Below are 25,839 nucleotides of genomic sequence, written 5' to 3' on the forward strand. Positions count from 1 at the left end.
ACCGGCCCGCTCACCGCTGCCGTGCTCCGGGGGCCGTCGCCGGATCACGCCCTCGACGTGAACGCCCGCGGCCGCCGCTCCGCCGCCGCCACCCGCGGCGAGGGGGCGAGCGCCCACCGCGCCGTGGCCGGGCGCGCCGAGGGAGTGTCGTGGTCGCGGACTCCGGCCGGCTCGGGCGGAGCGCCTTGGCCCGGGTCTGCGCGGTCCCGGAGACAGACGTCCCGGTGCCCGGCCACGACTCGTCCGGCGCCCGCGCCGCACAGCTCCCGGGCCGGGGCGCGGCGTCCACCGCGTGAGGGAGTCGCGGCCGCCGCGGGCCTCCTCAGTGGTGGAACCCCGACTGCGCTGCGGCCCCGCCCCCGCGCCGCCGCAGCTCGGCCAGCTCGGTCCGCAGATCCTCCAGCAGCAGCCGGGCCAGGTCGCGGCTGACTCCGTGCCGGACGACGACCCGCTGCACGACCGTGTCCCCGCGGTCGGCGGGCAGCGGGTACGCGGGCACCTGCCAGCCGCGTATCCGCAGCCGCTCCGCCACGTCGTACAGCGTCCAGCCGCCCTCGGTCCGGTCGGCGGCGAGGGTCCAGCAGGTCACCGGAAGCCCCTCCCGCCCGGCGTGCAGCACGCTGAACGGCCCCAGCTCCGCGATGCCGTCTGCCAGGTCGGCGGCGGTGTCCGCGCAGGCGCGCTGCACCGCCCGGTAGCCTTCGCGGCCCAGTCGCAGCAGCGTGTAGTACTGGGCGATGACCGGCCCGCCCGGCCGGCTGAAGTTCAGCCCGAAGGTGGGCATGCTGCCGCCCAGATAGTCCACGTGGAAGACCAGTTCCTCCGGCAGCGCGGCGGCGTCGCGCCACACGACCCAGCCGACGCCGAGCGGCGCCAGCCCGTACTTGTGCCCTGAGGCGTTGACCGAGACGACCCGGGGCACCCGGAAGTCCCACTCCAGCCCGGGCTCGAGGAACGGCGCCACGAACCCGCCGCCCGCCGCGTCCACATGGACGGGCACGTCGAGCCCCGTCCGGTCCCGCAGCTCGTCGAGCGCCGCCGCGATCTCCTGTACGGGTTCGTACGCACCCGTGTAGGTGACGCCCAGCGTGGCGACGACACCCACGGTGTTCTCGTCGACGAAGTCGCCCACCCGGGCGGGATCGGTGGTCGTGCGGTCGGGTTCCAGCGGGATCTGCCGCAGTTCGACGTCGAAGTAGCGGGCGAACTTCTCCCAGCAGACCTGCACCGGCCCGCACACCAGGTTGGGGGTCCCGCTGGCCTGCCCGCTCGCCTTGCGCCGGGCCCGCCAGCGCCGTACCAGCGCCAGCCCGGCCAGCATCGCCGCCTCGCTGGAACCGGTCGTCGAGCAGCCCACGGCGGGCCCCTCGCCTTCCGCGTGCCACAGGTCGGCCAGGATGCGCACGCAGCGCGCCTCGATCTCGGCGGTCTGCGGGTACTCGTCCTTGTCGACCAGGTTCTTGTCCAGGGTGTCGGCCATCAGACCCCGCACCTCGGGCTCGAACCAGGTGCCGCAGAACGTCGCGAGGTTCTGCCGCGCGTTGCCGTCCAGCGCCAGTTCGTCGGCGACCAGCTGGTACGCCTCCCGTGCGGGCATCGGCCCCGGGCCCATCCGCGAGCGCGGCAGTGGCTCCTCGCTCCAGGGCAGCGCGAACAGATCCGTCTTCCCGCCGGTCACCTCGGTCCGGTGCAGCACTCGACCACTCCTTCACGCACGGCCCCCGACCACGGTGCCGCGACCGCCGGGGCCCCGCAATCCGAAGGATCCCGCGAGGCGGCCCGGGCGGCCCCGGGAAGCAGCTGGCCGGAGCCACTAGGATCCGCCCACAGCCCTTTCACCCGCAGGAGGAACCACGTGACAGCGCCCCCGGTCCCCGGCGTCCCGGCCCGGATGCCCGACCTGGTCCGGTCGATGCCCGCCGAGCGCGGCGGCGTCCTGTGGAAGCTGGCGGCGGAGGGGCGGCAACTCGACGCGAACGTGGTCCGGCTGGCCCCCGGCGCCGAGGTGGCCGCGCATGTGGAACCGGACCTGGATGTGCTCCTGTACGTCGTGAACGGCAGCGGCAGGCTGGACGCCGCGGACGGCCCGTCCCCCCTGGAGGGCGGCAGCGTGGTGTGGCTGCCGCGCGGCTCGCGGCGGTCCCTGGTGGCGGGTGCGCACGGGCTCGACTACCTCACGGTCCACCTGCGTCGGCCGGGCATGACGATCCGTTCCGCGCAGAACTGACGCAGCTCTGCGCGGCGCTTCCTCCGCCGTCGCGCTCCTGTCCGGGACCCGGGCCGACGCCTCCGGCACCGCGCGGAGCGGGGGCGGTGACAGCCTCCCGGGGCTAGGGCCGCCGCCTGACGGCGCGCAGCACCACGAACTTCGGGTCGCTCGCGACCACTTCGCAGTTGCCGAAGAGGCGCTTCAGTGTGACGTGGTAGCCGAGGTGGCGGTTGCCGACGACGCGGAGTTCGCCGCCCGGCCTGAGGGCGCGGCGGGCCGCGAGGAACATGCGGCGGGCCGTGGCGTCGGTGACTGCCTGGTGGCTGTGGAACGGCGGGTTGTTGAGGATCAGGTCGACGGAGCCGTCGGGAGTGTCGGCCATGGCGTCGCCCGCGGTGAAGCGGGCCTTGGCGGTGGGCGGGGCTGCGGCTCTGAAGGTTTCCTCGGCGGAGGCGACGGCCTGGTAGGACTCGTCGGTGAAGAGCACCTCGGCGTCGGGCTGGGCCAGGGCCGCCGCGAGGCCGACGACCCCGTTGCCGCAGCCGAGGTCGGCCACGCGGGCGTCGGCCGGGATCGGCGGCAGGTGCTGGAGGAAGAGGCGGGTGCCGATGTCCAGCCGGTCGGCGCAGAAGACGCCCGCGTGGTTGACGACGGTCCGGCCCGCGACGTGCGCCGCGTCGCCGGGCAGCGCGTAGACGCGGGGCCAGGGGTTCGCGGGGCGTGGCAGGTCCGGGTCGTAGGTGCTGGTGATCAGGCGGGCCTTCCGGACCGCCAGGGACGTGCGGGTGGGGCCGATGAGGCGTTCGAAGAGAGTCAGGGTCGAGGTGTGGATCTCCTTGACCATGCCGGTGCCCAGGACGGCCGTGCCCGGCTGAAGGGCGGGGGCGAGACGGTGCAGCTGGTCCTCCAGGAGCGCCAGGCTCTTGGGTACGCGGACGAGGAGGACGTCCACGCGCGCAGGTGGAGTGTCCCGGGTGGTCAGGAGGCGGACGGCCGGGTCGTCCGCCGCGACGCCGGCCCGGGCGAGGCCGGCGCGGGTGGCCTCGTGGGTGAGGTGCGAGTCGGTGATCTGGACCAGGGCCCGGGGCCGGCCCTCGTGGCGGGCCGCCAGCGCCGTGGTCAGCGCGCCCCAGCGGTCGCCCACCACGGCCACGGTTCCGGAGAGCGGCGGGGCGTCCGGTTCGGCCAGCCGCCGCAGCAGGTACTCGTCGGCGGCGTCCCAGGCGCGCAGCGGGTCGCGCGGGTGCTCGGGGAAGCGGGTGAGCCTCAGCTCGCCCCAGGGCGTGGTCAGGCGCTGGTTCATCGTGGCTTCAGGCTAGCCGGTGCGGACGGCCGCCCGGATCGCGCTCCCGGCCGACCGCCCGGTACGCGTGCCGGAAGCGCGGGTGGACGCGCTCGCGATCCAGCCGGGCAGGGTCGGTCGAGATCCCCCACGGGGCGAAAGGAGTTGCCCCCTTCATGGTCGATCGTTCACAGCGGTTAGGCCGTCCGTCGGTGCCGGATGACACGATCGAGACATGAACGCGACTGCTGCCGACTACCGCTGGCTCGACCACCACTGCCCGGAGTTCCTTGAGGCGTACTGCGTGACGCTGGTGCACGCGGTCACGCCGGAGGAGGTCCTGGACCGGTTGCGAGCGCGCCCGGAGAGGCGGGTGACCGGCATATCGGCGCTGGTGGAAGCGGCCTATGGGGCGTGGCGGGAGTCGTGGGGCGAGTCGCACTTCGTGGCGGTCCACGCGGTCGACGGATGGACGATGCTGGTCGAGCCGAACGGGTACCTGGGAAGTCTGGGCGAGGTCGCTGCGCCGCTGTCCCGGGGTACCGAACTGGTCACGCACTTCCGCAACGTGAACGCGGTGGACCACTTCAGCCGATACGTGGACGGGGAGCGGCGTCTGCGGCTCGAACCGCTGTTCCCGGACGCGCGTGACGGCGCCGAGGCGGACGGGGTGGCGGCGCTGCTGCGGGAGGTGGGTTTCGACGTGCGGACGGAGGGCGGGGACCTCGGCGCCGCGACCGAGGCCGCGTTCGCGCTGGCCGAGCGGATGACGGGGGTGCGGGTGACGCCTCGGCTGATGGACTCGGCGACGTTTCTCTGCGGGTCGGCCCCGGGGGTCTAGGGACCGCGTCCGCGGACCGGCGACGCGGCTTCGGGTGACGCGGAGCACAGTTCGGGACGTAGACTCCCAAATACGGAAATCCGGCGCGAGGAGGTCTCTCCCGATGGAAGCAACCAAGGGCGACAAGCTGCTGGTACACGGCCGCGTGGTCGGGCAGCACGACCGCACGGCCGAGATCATCGAGGTGCTCGGCGATCACGGCCAGCCCCCCTACCGCGTCCGCTTCGAGGACGACGGGCACGAGGCGGTCATGTCACCGGGCCCCGACTCCGTCGTACGGCACAAGGGCCGGCTGAAGGGGCAGCACTGAGGGGCGGTCCCGAAGGCAGGCGGTCACCTCAGCGGCGGGCGGACCGGTGTCGGATAGTGGTCGGCCACGACCCTGGCCATCGCCCCGATCCGGTCCGTCACCACGTCCCGGCCGCCGAAGAACACGTGCCCCTGGACATGGTCGTGATCGCGGGCCAGGGTGAGGTGCCGGGACAGCTCCGCCGGGTCCTGCCAGGCGGCGCCCTGCGCCGGGTCCCCGGCCCGGTACAGGCCCTCACCGATGTACAGCCGTACACCGGTGCCCCGGACCGTCTCGTTCCACCACGGGACCAGCGCCGCGTAGTCGGCGCCGCGTTTGCCGATGTGCCAGTACAGCTGCGGGACGACGTAGTCGATCCACCGCTCCTTGATCCAGGTGTAGGCGTCGGCGTGCAGCTCGTCGTACGCCTCGAGGCCCCGGGTGTCCGAGCCGCGCCGGTCCGTCGAGGCGTTGCGCCAGATACCGAACGGGCTGATCCCGAACCGGGCCTCGGGCCGGACCTCGCCGATCCGCCCGGACATCTCGCGGACCAGCCGGTTCACGTTGTCCCGCCGCCACGCGGCCCGGTCCGGGAAGTCGTCGCCGTGCGCCGCGTAGGCGGCGTCGTCATCGAAGTACTCCCCCGCCACCGGATAGGGGTAGAAGTAGTCGTCGAAGTGGACGGCGTCGATGCCGTACGAGCGCACCGCGTCCAGCATGGCGTCCTCGACGAACCGGCGGACCTCCGGCAGCCCCGGGTTGTAGTAGAGCCTGCCGCCGTAGGTGACCGTCCACCCCGGGTTCCGGCGCGCCGGGTGCCAGGCGACCAGGCGGGAGCGGTCGGCGTGCAGGGCGACGCGGTACGGGTTGAACCAGGCGTGCAGCTCCAGCCCCCGCGCGTGGGCCTCCTCCACGGCGGCGCCCAGCGGGTCCCAGCCGGGGTCGCGGCCCTGGGTGCCGGTCAGACACGCGGCCCACGGCTCGTACGGTGACGGCCACAGGGCGTCGGCGGTGGGCCGCACCTGGAGCATCACCGCGTTGAGGCGGCGGTCGACGGCCACGTCCAGGAGGGTGCGCAGCTCGTCGCGCTGAGCGGTGGCCGGGAGACCCGGCCGGGACGGCCAGTCGCGGTTGGTGACCGTCGCCAGCCACACGCCGCGGAGCTCCCCGGTGTGCCTCCGGCTCCGGCGGTGGCCGCCGCGCCCGTCGTGCCCGCCGCCCCGGCCGCCACCCGCCGCACCCGCCAGGTCGCCGCCGAGGACCAGCGCGGTGGCCAGTCCGGCCGCGCCCGCGATCAGCCCGCGCCGCCTGACGGTCCTGTGGCCGCCGCCCGTCTCGCTCATGCCGTGGTCGCCCCTGTCGTCCCTCGTCGTGGTCCGTGGTCTGCGCCGTGCCAGTCTGACTGGTTTGACCGTCTTTGCGGAGGTATCCGGCATGTGGCGTGTGTCGCGTGGCGCCGCGGGGCAGGTCGGGCCGGGTGCCCGCCCCATACGAACGGAGTAACGGAGTAACGTCAGGGGGTCGAGGCGGGCGCTTCGGAACCATACGGAACACCCGCCACCTTCAGATCAGCGAAAGGCACGAGGTGACGGACTCCATGGCCGACATTGCACGCGTGGGAGTGGTGGGCTGCGGCCAGATGGGCGCAGGCATCGCGGAGGTGTGCGCACGCAGCGGCCTCGACGTGAGGGTGGCCGAGACCACGGGCGAAGCGCTGGAGATCGGCCGTACCCGGCTGCACAACTCGCTCGCCAAGGCCGCCGAGCGCGGCAAGATCTCCACGGAGGAGCGGGACGCGACACTCGACCGGCTGAGCTTCACGACGGACCTCGGGGAGTTCGCGGACCGGGACCTGGTCATCGAGGCGGTCGTCGAGAACGAGCAGGTCAAGACCGAGATCTTCCAGATCCTCGACCAGGTGGTGACCCGGCAGGACGCGATCCTGGCGTCCAACACGTCGTCGATCCCGCTGGTGAAGCTGGCCGTGGCGACGTCCCGCCCCGACCAGGTCATCGGCATCCACTTCTTCAACCCGGCGCCGGTGCAGAAGCTGGTCGAGCTGATCCCGGCGCTCACCACCTCCGAGGGCACGCTCGGCCGGGCGCAGGAGTTCACGGAGAAGGTGCTGGGCAAGCACGCGATCCGTGCCCAGGACCGCTCGGGCTTCGTGGTCAACGCGCTGCTGGTGCCGTATCTGCTGTCCGCGATCCGCATGTTCGAGTCGGGCATCGCGAGCCGCGAGGACATCGACAACGGCATGGAGTTCGGCTGCGCCCACCCGATGGGCCCGCTGAAGCTCTCCGACCTGATCGGCCTGGACACCATCGCCTCGATCGCGGACTCGATGTACACCGAGTACAAGGAGCCCCTGTACGCCGCTCCCCCGCTGCTCCAGCGCATGGTGGACGCGGGCCGGCTGGGCCGCAAAACCGGCTCGGGCTTCTACGTCTACCCCTGATCGGCGGCGAAGGGCGCGCGGTGTTGCCGGAACCCGGCAGTGTGCGCGCCCTTCCCCGTGTGAGACCCTCGGTCGGCCCGGAACAGGCGGCAGGGAGGGTCGTGTGAGGCGCGGATTCAGGGGGCGTGCCCGTGTCGCAGCCGGGCCAGCGGTGCTCGGCCCGCTCGACGCGGCCCTCACCCCGGTCCCGGGGCCTCCACTGCCGGGTGACGGTCAGATCGCCGCGGCGGTGCTCATCGGCCGCATGGTGCCGGTGTCCGCCGGTGCGATCGTCCGCGGCGGGGTGCTCCCGGTCGACCGCTGGGCACACGGGCGGATCGCCCGGCAGCCGCAGGGGCCGGCCCGGGCCGGCCCGGCGGGCCGCCTGGTCGTGGAGGCGCTGACCGGGTGGAGCACGGGCGGTCGCTCGTCCCTCGAAAGGGACGGGCCGCACACGGCTCTCAAGGACGGTCGGCGCGGCGCCTTCGCGGGAGCGGCGCCGGGAGGCACCCTCGCCGGCATGGCCGTCCCGGCCTCCGGCCGTCTCACCGCAGACGCCGCAGAAGCCGCTGATCAGCCGATCAGCCGAGACAGACAGCACAACGAGCAGAACTGAGGGGGCAGGGTGTCGCGGACTCAGAGCGTACGCAGGATCGCGCGGGCGCTGGCCGAGGGTGACGACCCGAGGTCGGTCGCGGAGGCGGAGGTGCGTCGGCGTGTCGGCGGGAGCGCGACCGGCGGCGGGGGCGGCGTGAGCGCCGCCGGGTCGGGGGCCGCAGCCGACCGCGGGGAGCCCCAGGAAGAGGGCATGGACCCGGCGGACTTCCCGGCCGCGCGCGAGCACGGTGGCAGCACGGCCACCATGATGACGCAGAAGACCGTGCCGCTCGACGACGCCGGTGAGGCGCTCAACCGCAGCGAGCAGGACCGCGAGGGCGGCGAGCAGCTGCACGTCATCTGCCCGATGGTGATGCCGAAGGGCCGGTCGTTCCTCAGCATGCTGCCGGTCGGGCTGCTGCTGGTGCTGGGTGCCGTCGGCTCCGCCGTGGTCGCGGCGGCCGGGGGCGCGGTGCTGAGTCATCCGCTCTTCGGCTGGCACTACTGGCTGATCGCGCTGCTCGCCGTGTGCTTCGTGTGGGCGCGCCAGGGCATGGTGATGGTCCCGGACGGCTGCCAGGCGCTGATCACCCGGTTCGGCAAGCTGGAGAAGGTCGTCGGCCCGGGCCGGGTCATCCTGATCAGCCCGTGGAAGCGCGTGTCGTACATCGTCAACACGACCCGCGAGTACCCCTTCAACGCCCCGGTGCGCGAGGCCCCGACCAAGGGTGGCGTGAAGGCGTCCATCGACCTGTTCATCCAGTTCCGCATCAACGACCCGACGGAGTTCGTGTACACACTGGGCGCGGTGCGCGGCTTCGAGGAGAAGCTGGGCAACGCGGTCAGCGAGACGATCCGGTCGCTGATCTACGAGCAGGAGGCCGCCGGGATCTACGACATGGTCGGTGAGGACACCGGCCGCCTGCTGGAGGCGCTGAACCAGCAGTTCCAGCCCGCGGTCGAGCTGACCAACGCCAACATCATCCACGCCGAGCCGTCCGACCAGGGCTACCGCATGGACCTGGCGTCTCCGGAGATGGTGCGGGTCGCGAAGGAGGCGTACACCCACGAGTACGCGCTCCAGCTGCGCAAGGAGCAGGACGAGGGCGACCTGGCGAAGGAACTGGCCACCCGCCAGGAGGAGCTGTCCGCCATCCACGCGGACATCGCCGGATACCAGGCTCAGATGGACACCGCCGTGGAGCGGGAGACCAACCGGGCTCAGGCGCTGGCCCGCCAGCGGTACGTCCAGGCGGAGTCTGAGGCCAAGGCGAACGCGGCGCTGCTGGAGGCGCAGGCGCTGGACGTGCGGGCGATGACGGCGGCCGAGGCGCCGGAGATCCTGCAGTACCGCTACCAGCAGCGGGTGCTGGACACCCTGGAGCAGGTGGCGGACCACCTGCCGCAGCTGGTGCGCATCGGCGGCACCGGCGACCCGTCCGAGGCGGCGGGCGTCGACTTCCTGCTGCTGGCCAGGGAGCTGATCGGGGAACGCGGCGCCGAGCTGTTCACGCCGGAGGACATGGCGGCGATGCGGGCCCGCCTCGCGGAGGTCGCGGAGCGGATCGCGGAGCGCAGCCCGGAGATCCACGCCCTGCTGGAGGAGGAGCGGCCGACCGTCCCGGCCGTACGGAAGACCGTCGAGCAGGGTGACGGGCAGGACGAGGAGCACGAGCAGCAGGAGCTGGAGGCGGGGCTGTGAGCGCGGCACGCAGGAACAACCGGTCCGTCATCGCTGAGGCGGTCGCCCCCTGGAGCGAGATCGCGCAACTGCTGCGCGGTGGCGAGGCGGGCACGCTGATCCCCGTCATCATCCCGAGGTCGAAGCGCCGCCTGTGGTGGATGCTGCCGCTGTGGATCGGGCTGTTCACCCTGCTCAGCGGGGTGATGCTGAGCCTGGAGGCGAGCTCCTCCGGCACGGTCGGGGAGGTCGCGTACGGGGCGCTGGCCACCCTCGCGTACGTGCTCGGCGCACTGCTGCTGATCGCGGGCGGGCTGTGGTGGTGGCGCTCGTCGATCGTGGAGATCGAGCAGGGCACGCACGGCATCCTCACGCACTACGGCGCGTACACGCGCACGCTGGAGGCGGGGCGGCACTATCTGTGGCACCCGTGGGCGCGGGTGGAGTTCGTCGTGGACACGGCGACGGAGATCCCGTACTCGGCGCCGGTGATGGCCTGCCCGACACAGGAGAACGTGCCGCTGCGGTCCATCGAGTTCTTTCTGAAGTTCCGCATCACCGACGCGCTGCTGTTCGTCCGGACCATCGGCGCGGGCAACTTCGACCTGGTGCTCTCGGCGGCCGTGCAGGACGCGATCCGGCAGCGGGCCCGCAAGATGCGCACGGAGCGGGCGTACGACCTGCGCGGCTCGGACGTCGCGGACATGCAGGAGCTGCTGAACCGCCAGCTGTCCCGGTACGGGGTGCGGATCACCGGCTCCAACATCCCGGACGTACAGCTCCCCGCGCAGTACCAGCAGCACCTGGCGACCCGGGAGCGGGTGGCCAAGGAGCGCGACGCGTACGAGCAGGAGTGGGGGCTCATCCGCAAGCGCCGGATCGACAGCCTCAACATGGACATCGAGCGGGCGAAGAAGGTGCGGGACGCGCGCATCGTCGAGGTGAAGGCGGCGCTGAACCGGGCACGTGAGGCGGTGGCCCAGCTGCTGGAGGAGCAGGAGACCAACGCGCAGAAGGTGCGGTTCGAGATCGAGACGCGGGGGCGCAGCGGCCTGATCTCGGCGGAGAACGAGGCCCGGGCACAGCGGGCGCTGGCGCAGGCCTACCGGGACAACCGGGCGGTGCTCCAGTACGAGCTGGCGTTGCGCCGCCTGGAGGTCGGCGCAGAACTGGCGGTGAACGCGCCGCAGCCGGTGGTCGTGCGCACGGACGGTCCCGGCGGGGGCGACACCTCGGCACTGTCGACGCTGCTGACGGCACAGCTGCTGCCGAAGGCGGCACTCGGCAAGCGGGTGCTGGTACGGGCGGACGACGACGAGGAGTGACGGCACACGCGTGAGGGGCCGGTCCGTGAGGGCCGGCCCCTCACGCGTGCCGGCCCAGTCTCAGGTGACGCGGCATCAGCAGGACCGCGGCATGACTGCGGCGGGGATCTCACCGCGGGCGATCATGTCGGGGACGAGTTCGAGCGGTATCCGCTCACGGCGGGAGGACTCGCTGCCGTCGACCGGTTCGCCGGTGACGTGGCCTCCTCGGCCCGGTAGCGGCGGTGCCGCGCGCCGGTGAATCCGTCGGACGGCCCGACGGTGAGCAGGTGCCGGAGCGGGCCGGGACACCGGCCGGTCTCCTCCTCCGTCTCGCCAGCCGCCGCGGCCCCCGGGGTCCCGCCCTCCTCGACCACGCCGGCGGCGAGTTCCCGGCCCCAGGTGCCGGTGACGAAGCGGTGCCGCCGGAACAGCAGGACCTCGTCGGCGACGGCGACCGGGCGGAGCCGGATGAGAAGGTGGTCGGGCGGACGGCCGTCGGTGAGCGCCCCATCCGCCGGATCGGCCTTGGACCGTCGGTTCTCGTACACGGTTCGTACGTTCAGGTTCGTCCGCCGCACAGTTCCGCCACCTCTCGGCTCGTCGGTGGCGATATCGCAGCAGCAGCGTCAGGGGCGCCGTGCGATCTCGGCACCGCCGCGTCGGCCGGCTGTCCGGGCGGGGGTCCGGGGGCCGTCCCCCGGGACGACGCAGCAGAGGGGAACGCGCAAGGACGCGTCGATGAGTTCGGCCGCCTGCCCCGCCTCGCCGCAGTCGCTCGCGGCCAGACGGGCGCGGACCTCGCGCAGCCGGTCCCTGAGCCGCTGCGATTCCATGCCCCGGGCCCGCTCCGCCATCTCGGCGGCCGTGCGGGCGGCCCGGTCCGGCTCGCCCTGCCGCAGCTGGATCTGGCTGAGGATGGCCAGCCGGTGCACCCGGCCCCGGTCGTGCGCCGGGGACCGTACCGCCGCGGCGGCGTTCTCCCGGGCTCCGGGGAGATCACCCAGACTGAGCAGCGCCTCCGCGACCTGTACGTTGACGAGGCCGGGCTGCACATATCCGGTCTCGTCCGGCTCACGCCCCGGCCGGATCCGCTCGGCCTCCGCCTCCGCACGGCCGATGCACCGCACCGCCGCGGCCCGGTCGCCCAGGTGTGCGTACGCCTTGGCCTGCATGGCGAACAGGTCCGCGGCCAGGGCCGGACTGGTGTGGCGCCCCGCCGCTCGCAGCGCGGCCTCCGCGAACGCCACCGCCTGCCGGAACTCCCCCATGAACAGCGCCTGGTTGACCAGCAGCGCAATCACATAGGCGCCGAGCCCCCGGTCCCCGCTGGCCTTCGCCAGCCGCAGCGCCTGATGGAAGTAGCGCTGCGCCAGGCCGTGGGCGTCGGAGTCGTACGCGCAGATGCCGGCGACCGCGACGAGTCCGCCCGCCGCGCGGTGCAACTGCCGCCCCAGCGCGTCACTGTAGGCACCGCGCAGCAGCGGCGCGGTCTCGGCGGTGAGGAAGCCTGCGATCCGGCCGCGTGTGGCGACCCCGCCGGCCTTGCGGTACATCTGCTCGTAGTGGGCGCGGGCCGCACGCAGCATCCGGATGTTCTCCGGGGTGACGCGGGTGTGCCCCTCCCGGGAGACGTCGGCGTCCTCGGGCGGGTTCTCCCATTCCCAGACGGGCATCACGGCCGGGGTACCGGTGACGGCGGGCGCACCCAGCAGGTGGGGCCGCTGCTGTTCGCCGGAACGCCACAGGGCGGTGGCCCGTTCCACGAACCCGGCGAGCGGGGTGCCGTGCGGGACGGCCGCGTCTCCGGCGACACCGAGCCCGATGTCGTCGAGGGTGACCGGGCGGCGCAGCCGGGCGCCGAGCACCTCGCAGATCAGGTCGGGCACCTGGCCTCGTGGCCGCTGGCCCTTCAGCCAGCGGGCCACCGCGGTGTGTTCGTACCGCAGGGTCAGACCTCTGGCCCTGCCTTCCCGGTTGACGTGCGCGGCCAGGCCCGCGTGGGACATGCCCGCCTCGTCGAGCAGGGCGTCGAGCAGGGTGTTGGGCTGCATGGGTGCCCCTTTGGTGCCGTGCCTCGGTGACGTTCAGCGTAGTGGAGCGGCGGTGCGGTGTGAGGCGGTTCGCACGGGGTGTGAAGGGTGTGCCCGGACTGGCTCCCCGTGCGCTCTCCCGCTCGGCGCCGCGGACGGGTTGACTGGGTGTCTCCTCAAGGGGACGTCTCCTCAGGGCCTCTCCCCAGGGAGAGCGGCCGGCCGTCGGCTCCCCCTCGTACAGTGCGACGGCTCGCCGAAGACCGCCGCCCGTCCCGCCGCGACCTGCCCGACACACCTGGGGTCCCCCCTGGACCTGGTCCTCGGGAAGGGGCGGGCGGCGGCACTCCGCACCACCACCGCCGCTCCCCCCGTCTCCCCTTCCACCACGACTCCCCCCCACCAGCGGCCGGCCGGTTCTCGGCGACCGGCCGCACCTAGCCCCGCGCCCTCCTGGTCCAGCCGCTATCGAGAGGAGGGCGCGGGCCGTGAACGGCGCAGTCCGTGCTCGGCGGACTGCGCCGGGAGACGGGTGCAGGACGTGCGCGCCCGGTCGTTGCGTACGGCGACGAGTGCCACGTCGTCGGCCAGGCGGCCCCGGGTGTGCGCCAGCAGGGACGTGCGGACCTGCTCCACGACGGCGGCGGGCGCCCGGTGCGGCGCCGACCGCGCGGCCCGCACCAGCACCTCCTCCAACGGGAAGAACCGCCCGGCGGCGTCCCGCGCCTCCTCGGCGCCGTCGGTGTGCAGGAGCAGCGCCTCGCAGGGCAGCAGCCGCGCGCACCGCTGGACGGGAAGCGTGTCCGGCAGCGGGAACGCGCCGAGCGGCGGCAGCGGGTCCCCGGCGGACAGCCGCTCGGCGCCGTAACCGAGCCGGTACGGCCAGGGGTGGCCGCAGTTCAGGACCATCAGATCGCCGTTCCTGCGGACGTCCAGCAGCAGGACGGTGACGAACTCCTCGGCCGAGGGGTTCGCACCCGGTCCGTGCGCGCACTCGTCGCGCGCCCGCTCCCCCACGTACCGCTGGAGCGCCCGGTCCAGCCGACGCAGCACCCCGCCGAGCCCGGGCTCCTCGTGCGCGGCCTCCCGGAAGCTGCCGAGGACCGCGGCGACCGCTCCGAACGCGGCCAGCCCGTGGCCCCGCACATCCCCGATGATGACCCGCACTCCGTACGGCGTGGCCACCACCTCGTACAGGTCGCCGCCGACCGCCGCGCCCCGCACCGAGGACAGCTGCGTGGCGGCCAGGGACAGCCCGTCCAGGCATGGCGGCAGGGGCCGCAGCAGCACCTGCTGGGCGGCGTGGGCGACGGCCTTGATCTGGCGCAGTTCGCGGCGCAGCCCCCGGATGACACCGATGACCAGCGCGGTGCCCACGGCGAAGAAGACGACGCTGCTGGCGATACGGGTGACCAGGTCCTCCCGCTGGGCCAGGGGGCAGGTCAGCTTCCAGGTGACGGCGACGGCGCCCCACAGACCGGGCAGGACGAGCGGAACGAGAGGGGCGGCGCGGCCCGCCCGGGGCTTCCTGGACCTCCAGCGGATCATGCGGACCGCCCTTCCTCAGGCCCCTGTCGCGGTCGGGGACGATTCTGCCGATGGTCCCGGCCCCCGGGGATCCCCCACCAGACTTCTCACCCGAATGAGTGAGCAACTGCACGAATCCCCCAAGAAGCCCCAGGAGGGGCGCACCCGGTGTCCGGATGCGCCCCTCCTGGGATACGTCGTGCCGTCAGGCGCCGCGCAGCACCGCGCCGGTGCGCTCGGCGGCCAGGGCGACCGCCGCGTCACGGGCGGCCGAGGCCTCCTCGACGGTCAGCGTGCGGTCCGGAGCCCGGAACCGCAGCGCGTACGCCAGGGACTTCTTGCCCTCGCCGATCTGCTCACCGGTGAACGTGTCGAACAGCCGGATGGACTCCAGCAGTTCACCCGCCCCCTCGCGCAGGACCCGCTCCACGTCGGAGGCCGCGATGTCGTCGTCGACGACCAGGGCGACGTCCTGCGTGGCCACCGGGAAGGTGGAGATGCGCGGGGCCCTGAGCGGCCCGGCGGAGGCGGCCTCGACGAGGTCGAGGTTCATCTCCATGGCGCAGCTGCGCTCAGGCAGTCCGAGTGCCTTGACGACACGCGGGTGCAGCTCACCGGCGTGCCCGACCAACTGCTCGGCCCCGTCGGTCACCACGACGAGTTCGGCGCAGCGGCCGGGGTGCCACGGCCCGTACTGGCCCTGGCGGACGATCAGCTCGGTGCCCGCCTCGCGGGCGACGGTCCGGGCGGCCTCGACCGCGTCGGCCCAGTGGGCCGGGCGGCCCTTGCCCCACCAGCCGGACTGCTCGCGCGCCCCGGCGAGGACCACGGCGACGTGCCGCGGCTGCTGCGGGAGCACGGTGTCGAGGCCGCCCAGCTCCGCGTCGGAGGGGCGGCGCTCCACGGTGAGCCGTACCGCGACGCCCGGCTCGGCGGGGGCGCGGAAGACCAGGCCGGTCTCGAAGAGGGCCAGGTCGTGGCTGCCGCGGCCGTCGTTGCGGCGCAGTGCGGCGAGGAGGCCGGGCAGCAGCGTGGTGCGCAGCGCGGGCTCCTCGTCGGAGAGCGGGTTGACGAGCTTCACGACCCGGCGGCAGTCGTCGTCCGCCGGGAAGTCCAGCTGGTCGAAGACCTGCTCGCTGATGAACGGGTAGTTCAGCGCCTCGACGTACCCGGCTCCGGCGAGGGCGCGGCCCACCCGGCGGTGGGTGCGCTGACGCTCGGTGAGGCCCCGTCCGGCGGGCGGCTTGGGCAGGGTGGAGGGCAGGTTCTCGTAGCCCTCCAGCCGGATGACCTCTTCGGCCAGGTCGTTCGGCTCGCCCAGGTCGGGCCGCCAGGACGGGACGGTGACGACCAGCTCGTCCTGCCCGTAGACGTCGCAGCCGATCTCCTGGAGGCGGCGGACGACGGTCTCCCGGCCGTAGTGGACACCGGCGACCCGGTCGGGGTGGTCGGCGTGCATGGCGACCGTGCGCGGGGCGCTGGGCGCGATGATCTCGGTGACGCCGGCCTCGGCGGTGCCGCCCGCGAGGAGGACCAGCAGGTCGACGGTGCGCTGCGCGGCAGCGGCGGCGGCCTGCGGGTCGACCCCGCGCTCGAAGCGGCGGGACGCCTCGGAGGACAGCTTGTGGCGGCGCGCGGAGCGGGCGATGGAGATCGCGTCGAAGTGCGCGGCCTCGATGACCACCTCGGTGCTGCCGCGGACCTCGCCGGTCCCGGGGTCGGTGACGGCGTCCGCGATCTCGGTGTTGGCGCCGCCCATGATGCCCGCGATGCCGATGGGGCCGCGGTTGTCGGTGATGACCAGGTCCGCCGGGTCGAGGGCGCGGACCGTGCCGTCGAGGGTGGTGATCTTCTCCCCGGCCTCGGCGCGGCGCACCCCGATCGGGCCGTCGAGACGGCTCCGGTCGTAGGCGTGCAGCGGCTGGCCCAGCTCCATCATCACGTAGTTGGTGACGTCCACGGCCAGCGAGATCGGGCGCATGCCGGCCTTCTGGAGGCGGCGCTGCAGCCAGATCGGGGAGCGCGCCTCGGGGTCGAGGCCGACGACGGTGCGCGCGGTGAACCGGGAGCAGCCGACCGGGTCGCCGACCTGGACCGGGTAGCCGTACGAGTTCGGCGCGGGCACGTCGAGGAGCGCCGGGTCGCGCAGCGGCAGCCCGTACGCGATGGCGGTCTCGCGGGCGACGCCGCGCATCGACAGGCAGTAGCCGCGGTCGGGCGTGACGGCGATGTCCAGGACCTCGTCGTACAGCTCCAGCAGTGCCGTCGCGTCGATGCCGACCTCGTGCTCCGGCGGGAGCACGATGATGCCGTGCGTACCGTCGTCGCCCATGCCCAGCTCGTCACCGGAGCAGATCATGCCGCGGGACATCCGGCCGTACGTCTTGCGTTCGGCGATCCGGAAGTCGCCGGGCAGCACGGCGCCGGGGAGGGCGACGACGACCTTGTCGCCCTCGGAGAAGTTGCGGGCGCCGCAGACGATCTCCTGCGGCTCGCCCGTGCCGTTGGCCTGGCCGACGTCGACGGTGCAGAAGCGGATCGGCTTCTTGAACTCGGTCAGCTCCTCGATCGTGAGCACCTGGCCCACGACGAGCGGTCCGGTCAGCCCGGCGCCGTGCTGCTCGACGGTCTCGACCTCCAGACCGGCCGAAATCAGCTTCGCCTGTACGTCACGGCCGGTCTCCGTCGCCGGCAGGTCGACGTACTCCCGCAGCCATGAAAGCGGGACCCGCATCAGATCTCCATCCCGAACGGCCGGGTGAACCGGACGTCACCCTCGACCATGTCTCGCATGTCTTCGACGTTGTGGCGGAACATCAGCATCCGCTCGATGCCGAACCCGAAGGCGAACCCGCTGTACTTCTCCGGGTCCACACCGCAGGCGATGAGCACCTTGGGGTTGACCATGCCGCAGCCGCCCAGCTCGATCCAGCCCTCGCTGCCGCAGGTGCGGCAGGGCCGCTCCGGGTTGCCGACGGACTCGCCGCGGCATACGTAGCAGAGCATGTCCATCTCGGCGGACGGCTCGGTGAAGGGGAAGAAGTTCGGGCGCAGCCGGGTCTTCATGTCCGGGCCGAAGAGCGCCTGGACCATGTGGTCGAGGGTGCCCTTCAGGTCGGCCATGGTGAGGCCCTCGTCGACGGCGAGCAGCTCGATCTGGTGGAAGACCGGGGTGTGCGTCGCGTCGAGCTCGTCCGTGCGGTAGACGCGGCCGGGGCACACGACGTACACGGGCGGCTCGCGGTCGACGAGTGTGCGGGCCTGCACCGGGGAGGTGTGGGTCCGCAGGACGATGCCGGACTCGTCGCCCCTGGTGCCTTCGGGGCCCTGGACGAAGAAGGTGTCCTGCATCTGCCGGGCCGGGTGGTCGGGGACGAAGTTCAGGGCGTCGAAGTTGAACCACTCCGCCTCGGCCTCGGGGCCCTCCGCGACCTCGTAGCCCATGGACACGAACACGTCCGCGACACGTTCCATGAGCGTGGTGAGCGGGTGGCGGGCGCCGGCCGGGGTGCGGTCGTAGGGGAGGGTGACGTCCACCGCTTCCTCCACGAGCACCCGGGCGTCGCGCTCGGCCTCCAGCTCGGCCTGGCGGGCGGCCAGCGCCTTGCCGACCGCGCTGCGGGCCTGGCCGACGCGCTTTCCGGCCTCGGCCTTGGCGTGCGGGGGCAGGGCGCCGATCTCGCGGTTGGCGAGGGCGAGCGGCGAGGCGCCGCCGGTGTGGGCGACCTTCGCCTGGGCGAGCGCGTCGAGATCGCCTGCGGCGGCGAACGCGGCGGCCGCCTCGTCCCGCATGCGCTCGATCTCTTCCGGTTTCAGTGCCTCGACCTCGACTGGGTCGTACGACTTGTTGGGTGCCGACATCTCTTCCCGTGCTTCCGATGGGGTGGCTGGGGCCCCCGCGACGCGATGACCGAGGACGCAAAGGTGCCAAAGTACGAGTCTAACGGGGTGGTGCGGAACGACGGCCCGCACCGGGGTGCCGGCGGCGGGCGTCCCGAATGGTGAGAGCGGCGGATCCGCTAGAGGTACGCCGGTTTCGCCACCGGCAGCGTAAATCGGAACTCCGCGCCGCCCGACGGGCCGCGGCCGACCGTGATGGTGCCGCCGTGGGCTTCCACGAGGCCCTTGACGATGTAGAGGCCGAGGCCGGTGCCGCCGCGGGTGCTGCCCCGCCAGAAGCGGGTGAAGACGCGGCCCGTCGACTCCTCGGGGATGCCGGGGCCTTCGTCGCTCACGGTGACCGCCGTTCCTTTCTCGTCCTCGTCGGGGCCGGTGGGGGCCACCTCGATGGTGACAGTTCCCTCCCCGTGCCGCACCGCGTTTTCGAGCAGGTTGCCGAGGATCTGGTCGACCTTGTCGGGGTCCGCCCACAGCTGCGGGAGCGGGCGGCGGACCCGTACGAAGAACCGGTCCGGAGACTGGCCGCGCGCGGTGTGTCCCTGGATGTGGCGGCCGATCGCTGCGGCGAGGTCCACGGGCTGGCGGCGCACCTCCAGGCGCCCGGAGTCGATGCGCGAGATGTCCAGCAGCTCGGTGATCAGCCGGGTGACCCGGTCGGCATCGGCGTCGACGGTCTCCAGCATGAGGCGCTTCTGGTCGTCGGTGAAGCGTTCCCACTTGGCGAGCAGGGTGGCCGTGAAGCCCTTCACCGAGGTCAGCGGGGACCGCAGTTCGTGCGCGACCGTGGCGATCAGCTCCGCGTGGCTGCGTTCTGTACGCCGCCGGGCCTCGGTGCCGCGCAGGGTCACCACGACCCGGCTGACCGGGCCCCGGGGCAGCTCCCGCACGTACCGCGCCGCGACCAGCACCTCGCGCCCGCCCGGCAGCAGCAGGTTGCGCTCGGGCTGCCCGGTGCGGATGGCGAGGCCGCCGTACGGGTCGGTCAGCGCCCACCAGCGGCGGCCCTTCAGGTCCTCCAGCGGAAGGGCGTCCTCCAGACGCCGCCCCAGGGCCCGCGCGGGCGGCACGGCGGTGATGCGCGACGCCTCGGCGTTGAAGCACACGACCCGACCGCGGGCGTCGGCCACGACCAGGCCGTCGGGCAGGTCGTCGGGCAGGCTCCCCGGCAGGTTCTCCGACAGGCCGTCCCGGTCACCCGCGGGCGTCTTCTGGGCGCGGGGCGGCGGCACGGCGTCCAGATGCGGTAAAGCCGCCTGGTGCTCCGCGCTCCCGCCTGTACCGAGCGTCATCCCCGTACCCCACCCCTCAGTGCTGCGCGACGGGCCCCCGAGCCCGTCACCCTACTAGCCGGAGGTCACTGAACGGCACCCTCCGGGCGCGCGCTGCGCACGGGCGGACGCGTACAGACATACGGCCGCGGCGGTCGCGAGGTTCAGGCTCTCGGCCCGGCCGTGGATGGGCACGCGCACGACGGCGTCCGCGAGCGCTCGGGTCTCCTCGGGCAGGCCCCACGCCTCGTTGCCGAAGATCCAGGCCGTGGGACCGCCCATGCTGCCCGCGTCCAGCTCGGCGTCCAGGTCGTCGAGGCCGGCCCCGTCGGCGGCGAGGACCCGCGCGCCCGCGTCCTTCAGCCCGGCGACGGCCCGCTGGACGGGCACACCGACCGCGACGGGCAGGTGGAACAGGGACCCGACGGAGGCCCGTACGGACTTGGGGTTGTACAGGTCGACGGAGGCGTCGGTGAGGATCACCGCGTCCGCGCCGGCCGCGTCCGCGCAGCGCAGCACTGTCCCGGCGTTCCCGGGGTCCCGCACGTGCGCGAGAACGGCGACCAGTTTCGGGCGGGCCTGGAGGATCTCCTCGAACGGCGAGTCGAGGAAACCGCAGACACCGACGAGTCCCTGCGGGGTGACGGTCTGGGACAGTTCCGCGATGACGGCGTCGGAGGCGTGGTGCACGCGGGCTCCGGCGGCGCGGGCGGCGTCGACGATGTCGGTGTGCCGGGCCGCCGCCTCGGTGGTGGTGAAGAGTTCGAGGAGCGTCGGCGTGCCGTCGGGGCCTCGGTGGGCGACGGCCTCCCGCACGGCCTGCGGGCCCTCCGCGAGAAAGCGTCGCTCCTTGCCCCGGAAGGAGCGCTTGGCGAGCCGCCGTGCGGCGACGACACGCGGAGAACGCGGGGAGATCAGCTCGGGGGTGCCCATGCTTGCTCGGGGACTCTCTTTCGGGTTTCGCCCGTCCGGGGGCACTCTCCGCTCGAAGAGACCGGGGAAGTCCGAGGACGAGCGGCGAAGCCGCGACAACGGGGATCCGGGGGTGGAGCCCCCGGTTGCGGGACGGGGTGGGGGCAACGCACCGGACCCGCAGGCGCAGGGCCTGCGGGTCCGGACGGGAAGTCGGCGGCCTGAAGGATCAGGCGGCGGCCTTCGGCGCGTTGACGTCGCTCGGCAGGGCCTTCTGCGCGACCTCGACGAGCGCGGCGAACGCGTTGGCGTCGTTGACCGCGAGCTCGGCCAGGATCTTGCGGTCCACCTCGATGTTGGCGGCCTTCAGACCCTGGATGAAGCGGTTGTAGGTCATGCCGTTGGCGCGGGCAGCGGCGTTGATGCGCTGGATCCACAGCTGACGGAAGTCACCCTTGCGCTTCTTGCGGTCGTTGTAGTTGTAGACCAGCGAGTGAGTGACCTGCTCCTTGGCCTTGCGGTACAGGCGGGAGCGCTGACCGCGGTAGCCGCTGGCCTGCTCGAGGATCGCACGGCGCTTCTTGTGAGCGTTGACTGCGCGCTTGACGCGTGCCACTTGTTAACTCCTTGCAGCGGGGCCGTGGTGCACTCACACGGCCCGGAAAACGATGTGGGTCCCGGTTGTTCGGGCTTCCGGCGGTCCCGTCAGGTACGGCGGGCGCCGGGGGCTCGGATCAGATCCGATCGCTCAGATGCTGAGCTGCTGAGCTGCTGAGCCGAGGCTCAGATGCCGAGCATCTTCTTGATCTTGGCGCTGTCACCCGGGGCCATCTCGGCGTTGCCAGTGAGGCGGCGCGTCAGCTTGGACGACTTGTGCTCGAGCAGGTGGCGCTTGCCGGCGCGCTCACGGAGCACCTTGCCAGAGCCGGTGATCTTGAAGCGCTTCTTGGCACCGCTGTGCGTCTTGTTCTTCGGCATCGCGCCGTTCTCTCCTCGTCAGTGGCGCTCCCAGCCGGCCCGGGTGGACCGGCGCACGGGAGCGTCAGGTGGATCGGGTTTCGCGTCCTGGGCCGGCTGCCCGGGACACAAGCCTTGCGGGCTTATTCGGCGGACCTGTCCGCCTGGGCGGGCTGGCCCTGGCGCTCCGCCTTGCGGGCGGCCTGCGCCTCACGGGCCTCGGCCATGGCCTCGGTCTTCTTCTTGTGCGGACCGAGGACCATGATCATGTTGCGGCCGTCCTGCTTCGGGTTCGACTCGACGAAACCGAGCTCCTGGACGTCCTCCGCGAGCCGCTGCAGGAGCCGGTAGCCGAGCTCCGGCCGGGACTGCTCGCGACCACGGAACATGATCGTGATCTTGACCTTGTCGCCCTGCTTGAGGAACCGGACGACGTGACCCTTCTTGGTGTCGTAGTCGTGCGGGTCGATCTTCGGCCGGAGCTTCATCTCCTTGATGACCGTGTGCGCCTGGTTCTTGCGCGCCTCACGGGCCTTCATGGCCGACTCGTACTTGAACTTCCCGTAGTCCATGAGCTTGCACACCGGCGGACGTGCGTTCGCCGCGACCTCGACCAGGTCGAGGTCGTACTCCTGGGCAAGCTCCAGGGCCTTGGCAAGCGGGACAATCCCGACCTGCTCGCCGCTGGGGCCGACAAGTCGCACCTCGGGAACACGAATCCGCTCATTGATGCGGGGCTCGGCGCTGATGGATCCTCCTCGATAGCACCACACGACCGCCTGGCGGACGGACGCGTAACGTCTGTTTAGTAAGACCAACCGCGCCGGTGCATGAAAAATGCCCCGGACGGGACACAGGCGGGGCTCCTGGCGTTACCGGAGCACCGACACGGCGTACCGCGGGGCGCTTTCTTCGGGCGAGTCCATCGTCCGTACGGAACGATGGGCGTCGCCTGACCGGTGACCCGCCGCCCTCGGGGCGGCCAGGTGGGAGATCGGAGCCTCCACTTGTGGGCCGGAGCGCTGTGGATCCGGCCGGTCGTCACTCCAGGCTAGCAGCTTGTCGGCGCGGGGCCCAACCGGGGCGGCCACCGGGAGCCGGCCACGGCCCGGGCGGGACCGGTCCCGGGGCCGCCCGGGGCAGCGCATATCGTGTGGGGCATGAGTGACGCCACCCCCAGCCAGCCCACGTCGGAAACCGCCGACTTCTCCGCCATGACCCGCGACATTGCGGAGGTCCCCGCCGTCGAGGTGATCGTGACGGTCGCCGTCAACCTGATGAGCGCCGCCGCCGTGAAGCTGGGGCTGACGGAGGAGGGCGACACCTACAAGGACCTGGACGAGGCCCGCAAGCTGATCCACGCGCTGGCGGGCCTCCTGGACGCGGGCGCCACGGAGATCAGCTCGTTCCACGCGGCGCCGCTGCGGGACGGGCTGAAGTCCCTCCAGCTGGCGTTCCGCGAGGCCTCGCTGGTCCCGGACGAGCCGGGCCAGGGCCCGGGCGAGAAGTACACGGGCCCGGTCTTCGGCTGAGGCCGCGGGTCTCCCGTACGGCCTACGGCTCCCGTACGAAGAAGGGCTCGCCCGGCGCGGCGGCCTCGGGCGGCAGCAGTGCCAGGTCCAGGCCACGCACCAGGCGGGCCCTCAGTGTCTCGTCGTCCGCCAGGGTCTGGGCCACCCGGCGGGCCGCCACGGCGGACGCGGCGCCCGGGGCGAGCACCACGGCGAGGATGCCGTCCGCGTCGGCACCGCGGCCCAGGTAGGCGCGGAGCACGGCGGGCTCGGCGGCGAGCAGGGCACGCACGGCGTCCGTGACGGCGGGGTCCGCGAGCGGGTCGGTGCCGGTACGGCCCTCGGCCAGGGCCAGCAGGGCGCTGCCGGTGACCTGGAACGGCACGGGCCCGGCCAGGTCCAGCACCAGGGTGTCGGCCTTCTCGTGCGCGACCGCCTGGAGGGCCTGGCGGAGCGGCACGGCGACGGGGCGGGCGGCCGGGTCCCAGCGGGCCAGGGAGCCGGTGGAGGTGAACGCCGGCAGCGCGCGGCGGTCGCCCGCGATCAGAGTGGGCACGGCCATGTCGCTGGTCTTCTCACGGCGCAGCCCGGTCGCCGCGTCCTCCTCGGCCTCTCCGAGAACGGCGACGACGGGGACGAGGAGCCGCGCCCCCTGCAGGGCCTCCAGCACGCGCGGTGCGGCCGTGCGGTCGGCGGCCCAGGCCGCGAGGGCCTCGGCGAGCCGGGGGTCGGCGGAGCCGTCGTCGTCGGAGAAACCGGGGTCCGGGATGTTCTTGAGCGCCACGCGACGAGCCTAACCGGGCGGGTGCCCGGTCAGGTCACGAGGTACGGCGGCGGGCGCCGCGCCACAGGACGGCGGAGGCCCCGGCCAGGAGGACCCCGGCGGCGCCCACGGCGGGTACGAGGAGACCGACGGGCTTCTCCTCCGGCTCGGGTTCCGGCTGGGGGCCGGGGCCGAAGTAGGAGCCGGTGTATCCGGCGGTCGTCTTCGTGGGGTCGTGCGGGCTCAGTTCCTCGGCGGCCTCGATCGCGGCGGCGGGGTCGACCGTCCCGTACCCGAGGTCGTCGCTGCGACCGCCCTCGGGCCGGTCCCGGGCGGTGTCCGTGAGGAGCCGCTTGACCTGGGCGGGGCTGAGGTCGGGGTGGGCGGAGCGGAGGAGGGCCACGGCGCCGGAGACGAACGCGGAGGCGGCGCTGGTGCCCCAGGCCGAGTAGTACTTGCGGTCCGGGTCCGCGGTCACGACGTCCTTGCCGGGGGCACTGACCGTGGCGTACCACCGGCTGGTGGAGAACGAGGCGTGGACGCCGAAGCGGTCGACCGCCGTGACGGCGATCACGCCGGGGTACGCGGCGGGGTAGGAGATGCGGTCGCCCTTCTCGCCGGAGTTCCCGGCGGAGGCGACGACGACCGCGCCCTTGGAGAGCGCGTACTGGACGGCGGCGTCCTCGGCGGCTTCGGCGTGGGCGGACTCGCTGTCGTCGCCCAGGGAGAGGTTGATCACGTCGGCGCCCTGGTCGGCGGCCCAGCGGATGCCGTCCGCGAGGGCGCTGCCCCGGGTGTGGCGGGCGCGGGCGCGGGCCTTGTCCTCGCCCTCGAGGATGACCCGGACGGGGAGGATCCTGGCCTCGGGGGCGACACCGATGATGCCGTCGCCACGGCCGGGGCCGTGCCCGTGACCCGCGATGATCCCGGCGATGGAGGTGCCGTGACGGGCCCAGGCGCGGTCGCCGCGCTCGGCGCCGAAGCCGATGAGGTCCTTGCCGGGGAGGACGTTCCCGTCCAGATCGGGATGGGTCTCGTCGACACCGGTGTCCAGCACGGCGACGGTGACGCCCGCGCCCCGGGTGGTCTGCCAGGCCCGCTCGGCGTTGACGGCGGCGACGCCCCACTGCTGGGCGCGGATGCCGTCGGCGTGCGCGGGAGCGGCGGGGAGCAGGGCGAGGGCGGCGGCGGTGAGCGCCGCGAGGGCGCCGCGGGACGCTGTGATCATCGGACGGACTCCTGGCGTACGGCTCCACCGGCCCGGTCCCCGCCGCCGCGCGCCCCTGTCTCGGGTGCCTCGACGGCCTGTCCGACGGCCTCCCGCAGCGACTCCTCGATCCGCGTGGCGACGCCACGGGCGTCATGGCCGAGCCCGGCCTGGGCGGGGACGGTGCTCTGGTCCTTGGCCGTGGCCTCGTGGGCGGGCTGCGGGTCGGTGATCTCACGGCCGTCCGCGAAGCCGGACACGGCGTAGACGACCACGGGCACCTCGGTGAGGACGTCGATGTGCCAGCTCGCGCGCTGGGCGTCGCCGAAGTCGGCGGCGACGGTGCCGCGGGCCGGGAAGGCGGACGGCATGAGGTCGGGGCGCTCGTCCAGACCGCCGTCCGTGAAGCGGGTGTGCAGGGCGGTCATGCCGGTGTTGTCCGCCTCCATGAAGGCCATGCCGACGGTGATGACGCTGGTCGCGGTCGTATCGGTGTACGTGGCGCGGAGTACCCGCAGGCAGCCGCTCTGCTCCAGGGTGCGGGCGAGCCGGGGCGGCAGAGCGTCGGCGCAGTCCGCGTCCGGTGCGACGGCGACCCGTGCCCAGGACCGGTCGGCGCCTCCGGGTCCGGCGCCGTCGCCCCGGAGGGTGCGCGGGAAGAGCGTGTCGACGGGCACGCTGTGCCACAGGGTGGGCGCCTCGGTGTACGGCGTCCGTGCCTGCGCGTCCCGCGGGGCCCGCGACAGCCACGCCCCCGCTCCGGCGCCGCCGAGCAGTCCGAGCCCGAGCACCAGGCAGGCGAGGGCCGCGACGGCACGTCCCCTGCGCCGGGGCTGCGGGAGGGGGCCCGCCCCCCAGGCGGCGTCAGCCGGAAGGCCTCCCTCGGTGCGGGGCGCCGGGAACGGACCCGCGGGCGGTGGCCACGCGTGGGCACCGGATGCGGTGGGGCGTTCCCCGTCGCCCCCCTGCCGGGGTACCGCCGGGGCGCCCCACCGGGGCGGTGCCGAGGGCGGGGCGGGGTGAGGAGGGAGCGGTTCCCGCGTGGGCGGCGGCGGGCTGCCGGCCGGGGAGTCGCCCCGGGACGGGCCCGGCGGGTCGGCGGCGGCCGAACCCTGCGGCGC

22 protein-coding genes and 2 pseudogenes are annotated in these 25,839 nt (G+C 73.4%); 8 read left to right on the forward strand and 16 right to left on the reverse strand.

The features are described from left to right. Window positions 1-322: 322 nt before the first annotated feature. A complete protein-coding gene (locus I3F58_RS26395; protein WP_275678966.1) occupies window positions 323-1,693 on the reverse strand; it encodes a glutamate decarboxylase in 1,371 nt (456 codons plus the stop codon). A gap of 162 nt (window positions 1,694-1,855) precedes the next feature. Between I3F58_RS26395 and I3F58_RS26400 the strand changes: the two genes are divergently transcribed. Continuing rightward, a complete protein-coding gene (locus I3F58_RS26400) occupies window positions 1,856-2,227 on the forward strand; it encodes an AraC family ligand binding domain-containing protein (RefSeq protein WP_308355069.1) in 372 nt (123 codons plus the stop codon). A gap of 103 nt (window positions 2,228-2,330) precedes the next feature. Here I3F58_RS26400 and I3F58_RS26405 read toward each other — a convergent pair whose 3' ends face one another. Next, window positions 2,331-3,512, reverse strand: coding sequence for a methyltransferase (locus I3F58_RS26405; RefSeq protein WP_240111211.1), 1,182 nt, complete (start codon window positions 3,510-3,512; stop codon window positions 2,331-2,333). Between the two features lie 214 nt (window positions 3,513-3,726). Between I3F58_RS26405 and I3F58_RS26410 the strand changes: the two genes are divergently transcribed. After that, window positions 3,727-4,332 (forward strand): DUF6461 domain-containing protein, encoded by a 606-nt coding sequence (locus I3F58_RS26410; protein ID WP_240111212.1) that lies wholly within the window; start codon window positions 3,727-3,729, stop codon window positions 4,330-4,332. Window positions 4,333-4,435: 103 nt separating this feature from the next. Beyond that, complete coding sequence (locus I3F58_RS26415; RefSeq protein ID WP_240111213.1) at window positions 4,436-4,642, forward strand: DUF1918 domain-containing protein; 207 nt, start codon at window positions 4,436-4,438, stop codon at window positions 4,640-4,642. A gap of 23 nt (window positions 4,643-4,665) precedes the next feature. Here I3F58_RS26415 and I3F58_RS26420 read toward each other — a convergent pair whose 3' ends face one another. Next, window positions 4,666-5,964, reverse strand: coding sequence for a glycoside hydrolase family 10 protein (locus I3F58_RS26420; RefSeq protein WP_240111214.1), 1,299 nt, complete (start codon window positions 5,962-5,964; stop codon window positions 4,666-4,668). 254 nt (window positions 5,965-6,218) lie between these two features. Here I3F58_RS26420 and I3F58_RS26425 point away from each other — a divergent pair, with 254 nt between their 5' ends. The 4 genes from I3F58_RS26425 (at window position 6,219) to I3F58_RS26440 (ending at window position 10,661) form a co-directional block, all read left to right on the forward strand. After that, window positions 6,219-7,079, forward strand: coding sequence for a 3-hydroxybutyryl-CoA dehydrogenase (locus tag I3F58_RS26425; protein ID WP_240111215.1), 861 nt, complete (start codon window positions 6,219-6,221; stop codon window positions 7,077-7,079). 103 nt (window positions 7,080-7,182) lie between these two features. Next, window positions 7,183-7,674 carry a hypothetical protein gene (locus I3F58_RS26430; protein WP_240111216.1) on the forward strand — a complete coding sequence of 164 codons (492 nt, stop codon included), beginning with the start codon at window positions 7,183-7,185 and terminating at the stop codon, window positions 7,672-7,674. A gap of 9 nt (window positions 7,675-7,683) precedes the next feature. Then, window positions 7,684-9,357 carry an SPFH domain-containing protein gene (locus I3F58_RS26435; protein ID WP_240111217.1) on the forward strand — a complete coding sequence of 558 codons (1,674 nt, stop codon included), beginning with the start codon at window positions 7,684-7,686 and terminating at the stop codon, window positions 9,355-9,357. Beyond that, window positions 9,354-10,661 carry an SPFH domain-containing protein gene (locus I3F58_RS26440; RefSeq protein WP_240111218.1) on the forward strand — a complete coding sequence of 436 codons (1,308 nt, stop codon included), beginning with the start codon at window positions 9,354-9,356 and terminating at the stop codon, window positions 10,659-10,661. Before I3F58_RS26435 ends, I3F58_RS26440 begins: the two co-directional genes overlap by 4 nt. Before the next feature lie 40 nt (window positions 10,662-10,701). Here I3F58_RS26440 and I3F58_RS26445 read toward each other — a convergent pair. From I3F58_RS26445 to infC, 10 genes and pseudogenes are all read right to left on the reverse strand, one after another. After that, window positions 10,702-11,221: pseudogene (locus I3F58_RS26445) on the reverse strand (NUDIX domain-containing protein). A gap of 135 nt (window positions 11,222-11,356) precedes the next feature. After that, window positions 11,357-12,694: pseudogene (locus tag I3F58_RS26450) on the reverse strand (transcriptional regulator); the annotation flags it as partial. Between the two features lie 444 nt (window positions 12,695-13,138). After that, window positions 13,139-14,221, reverse strand: coding sequence for a PP2C family protein-serine/threonine phosphatase (locus tag I3F58_RS26455; RefSeq protein WP_240111219.1), 1,083 nt, complete (start codon window positions 14,219-14,221; stop codon window positions 13,139-13,141). Window positions 14,222-14,405: 184 nt separating this feature from the next. Continuing rightward, window positions 14,406-16,934: a phenylalanine--tRNA ligase subunit beta gene (gene pheT / locus I3F58_RS26460; RefSeq protein ID WP_240111220.1), complete on the reverse strand. Its 2,529-nt coding sequence runs from the start codon at window positions 16,932-16,934 to the stop codon at window positions 14,406-14,408. Next, a complete protein-coding gene (pheS, locus tag I3F58_RS26465) occupies window positions 16,934-18,061 on the reverse strand; it encodes a phenylalanine--tRNA ligase subunit alpha (RefSeq protein ID WP_240111221.1) in 1,128 nt (375 codons plus the stop codon). The genes pheT and pheS overlap by 1 nt, the downstream gene beginning before the upstream one ends. Window positions 18,062-18,219: 158 nt before the next feature. Then, window positions 18,220-19,389, reverse strand: coding sequence for an ATP-binding protein (locus tag I3F58_RS26470; protein ID WP_240111222.1), 1,170 nt, complete (start codon window positions 19,387-19,389; stop codon window positions 18,220-18,222). Between the two features lie 54 nt (window positions 19,390-19,443). Continuing rightward, window positions 19,444-20,301 (reverse strand): RNA methyltransferase, encoded by an 858-nt coding sequence (locus I3F58_RS26475; RefSeq protein WP_240111223.1) that lies wholly within the window; start codon window positions 20,299-20,301, stop codon window positions 19,444-19,446. 208 nt (window positions 20,302-20,509) lie between these two features. Continuing rightward, window positions 20,510-20,896: a 50S ribosomal protein L20 gene (rplT, locus tag I3F58_RS26480; protein ID WP_240111224.1), complete on the reverse strand. Its 387-nt coding sequence runs from the start codon at window positions 20,894-20,896 to the stop codon at window positions 20,510-20,512. 167 nt (window positions 20,897-21,063) lie between these two features. Next, window positions 21,064-21,258, reverse strand: a complete 195-nt coding sequence (gene rpmI, locus I3F58_RS26485) for a 50S ribosomal protein L35 (RefSeq protein ID WP_010476245.1) — start codon at window positions 21,256-21,258, stop codon at window positions 21,064-21,066. Between the two features lie 122 nt (window positions 21,259-21,380). Next, complete coding sequence (infC, locus tag I3F58_RS26490; RefSeq protein WP_240111225.1) at window positions 21,381-22,010, reverse strand: translation initiation factor IF-3; 630 nt, start codon at window positions 22,008-22,010, stop codon at window positions 21,381-21,383. 387 nt (window positions 22,011-22,397) lie between these two features. Between infC and I3F58_RS26495 the strand changes: the two genes are divergently transcribed. Further along, complete coding sequence (locus tag I3F58_RS26495; RefSeq protein WP_240111226.1) at window positions 22,398-22,769, forward strand: DUF1844 domain-containing protein; 372 nt, start codon at window positions 22,398-22,400, stop codon at window positions 22,767-22,769. Window positions 22,770-22,791: 22 nt separating this feature from the next. Here the strand turns inward: I3F58_RS26495 and I3F58_RS26500 are convergent, their stop codons facing one another. The 3 genes from I3F58_RS26500 to I3F58_RS26510 form a co-directional block, all read right to left on the reverse strand. Then, window positions 22,792-23,532 carry an SseB family protein gene (locus I3F58_RS26500; protein ID WP_240111227.1) on the reverse strand — a complete coding sequence of 247 codons (741 nt, stop codon included), beginning with the start codon at window positions 23,530-23,532 and terminating at the stop codon, window positions 22,792-22,794. Between the two features lie 34 nt (window positions 23,533-23,566). Beyond that, window positions 23,567-24,739 carry a type VII secretion-associated serine protease mycosin gene (mycP, locus tag I3F58_RS26505; protein WP_240111228.1) on the reverse strand — a complete coding sequence of 391 codons (1,173 nt, stop codon included), beginning with the start codon at window positions 24,737-24,739 and terminating at the stop codon, window positions 23,567-23,569. After that, the coding region (locus I3F58_RS26510) for a hypothetical protein (RefSeq protein ID WP_240111229.1) at window positions 24,736-25,839 on the reverse strand (1,104 nt) is incomplete at its 5' end. The genes I3F58_RS26510 and mycP, both read right to left, overlap by 4 nt.

It is taken from the genome of Streptomyces sp. MUM 203J, from assembly GCF_022414595.1.
In the GTDB taxonomy this organism is placed as follows: Bacteria; Actinomycetota; Actinomycetes; order Streptomycetales; family Streptomycetaceae; genus Streptomyces.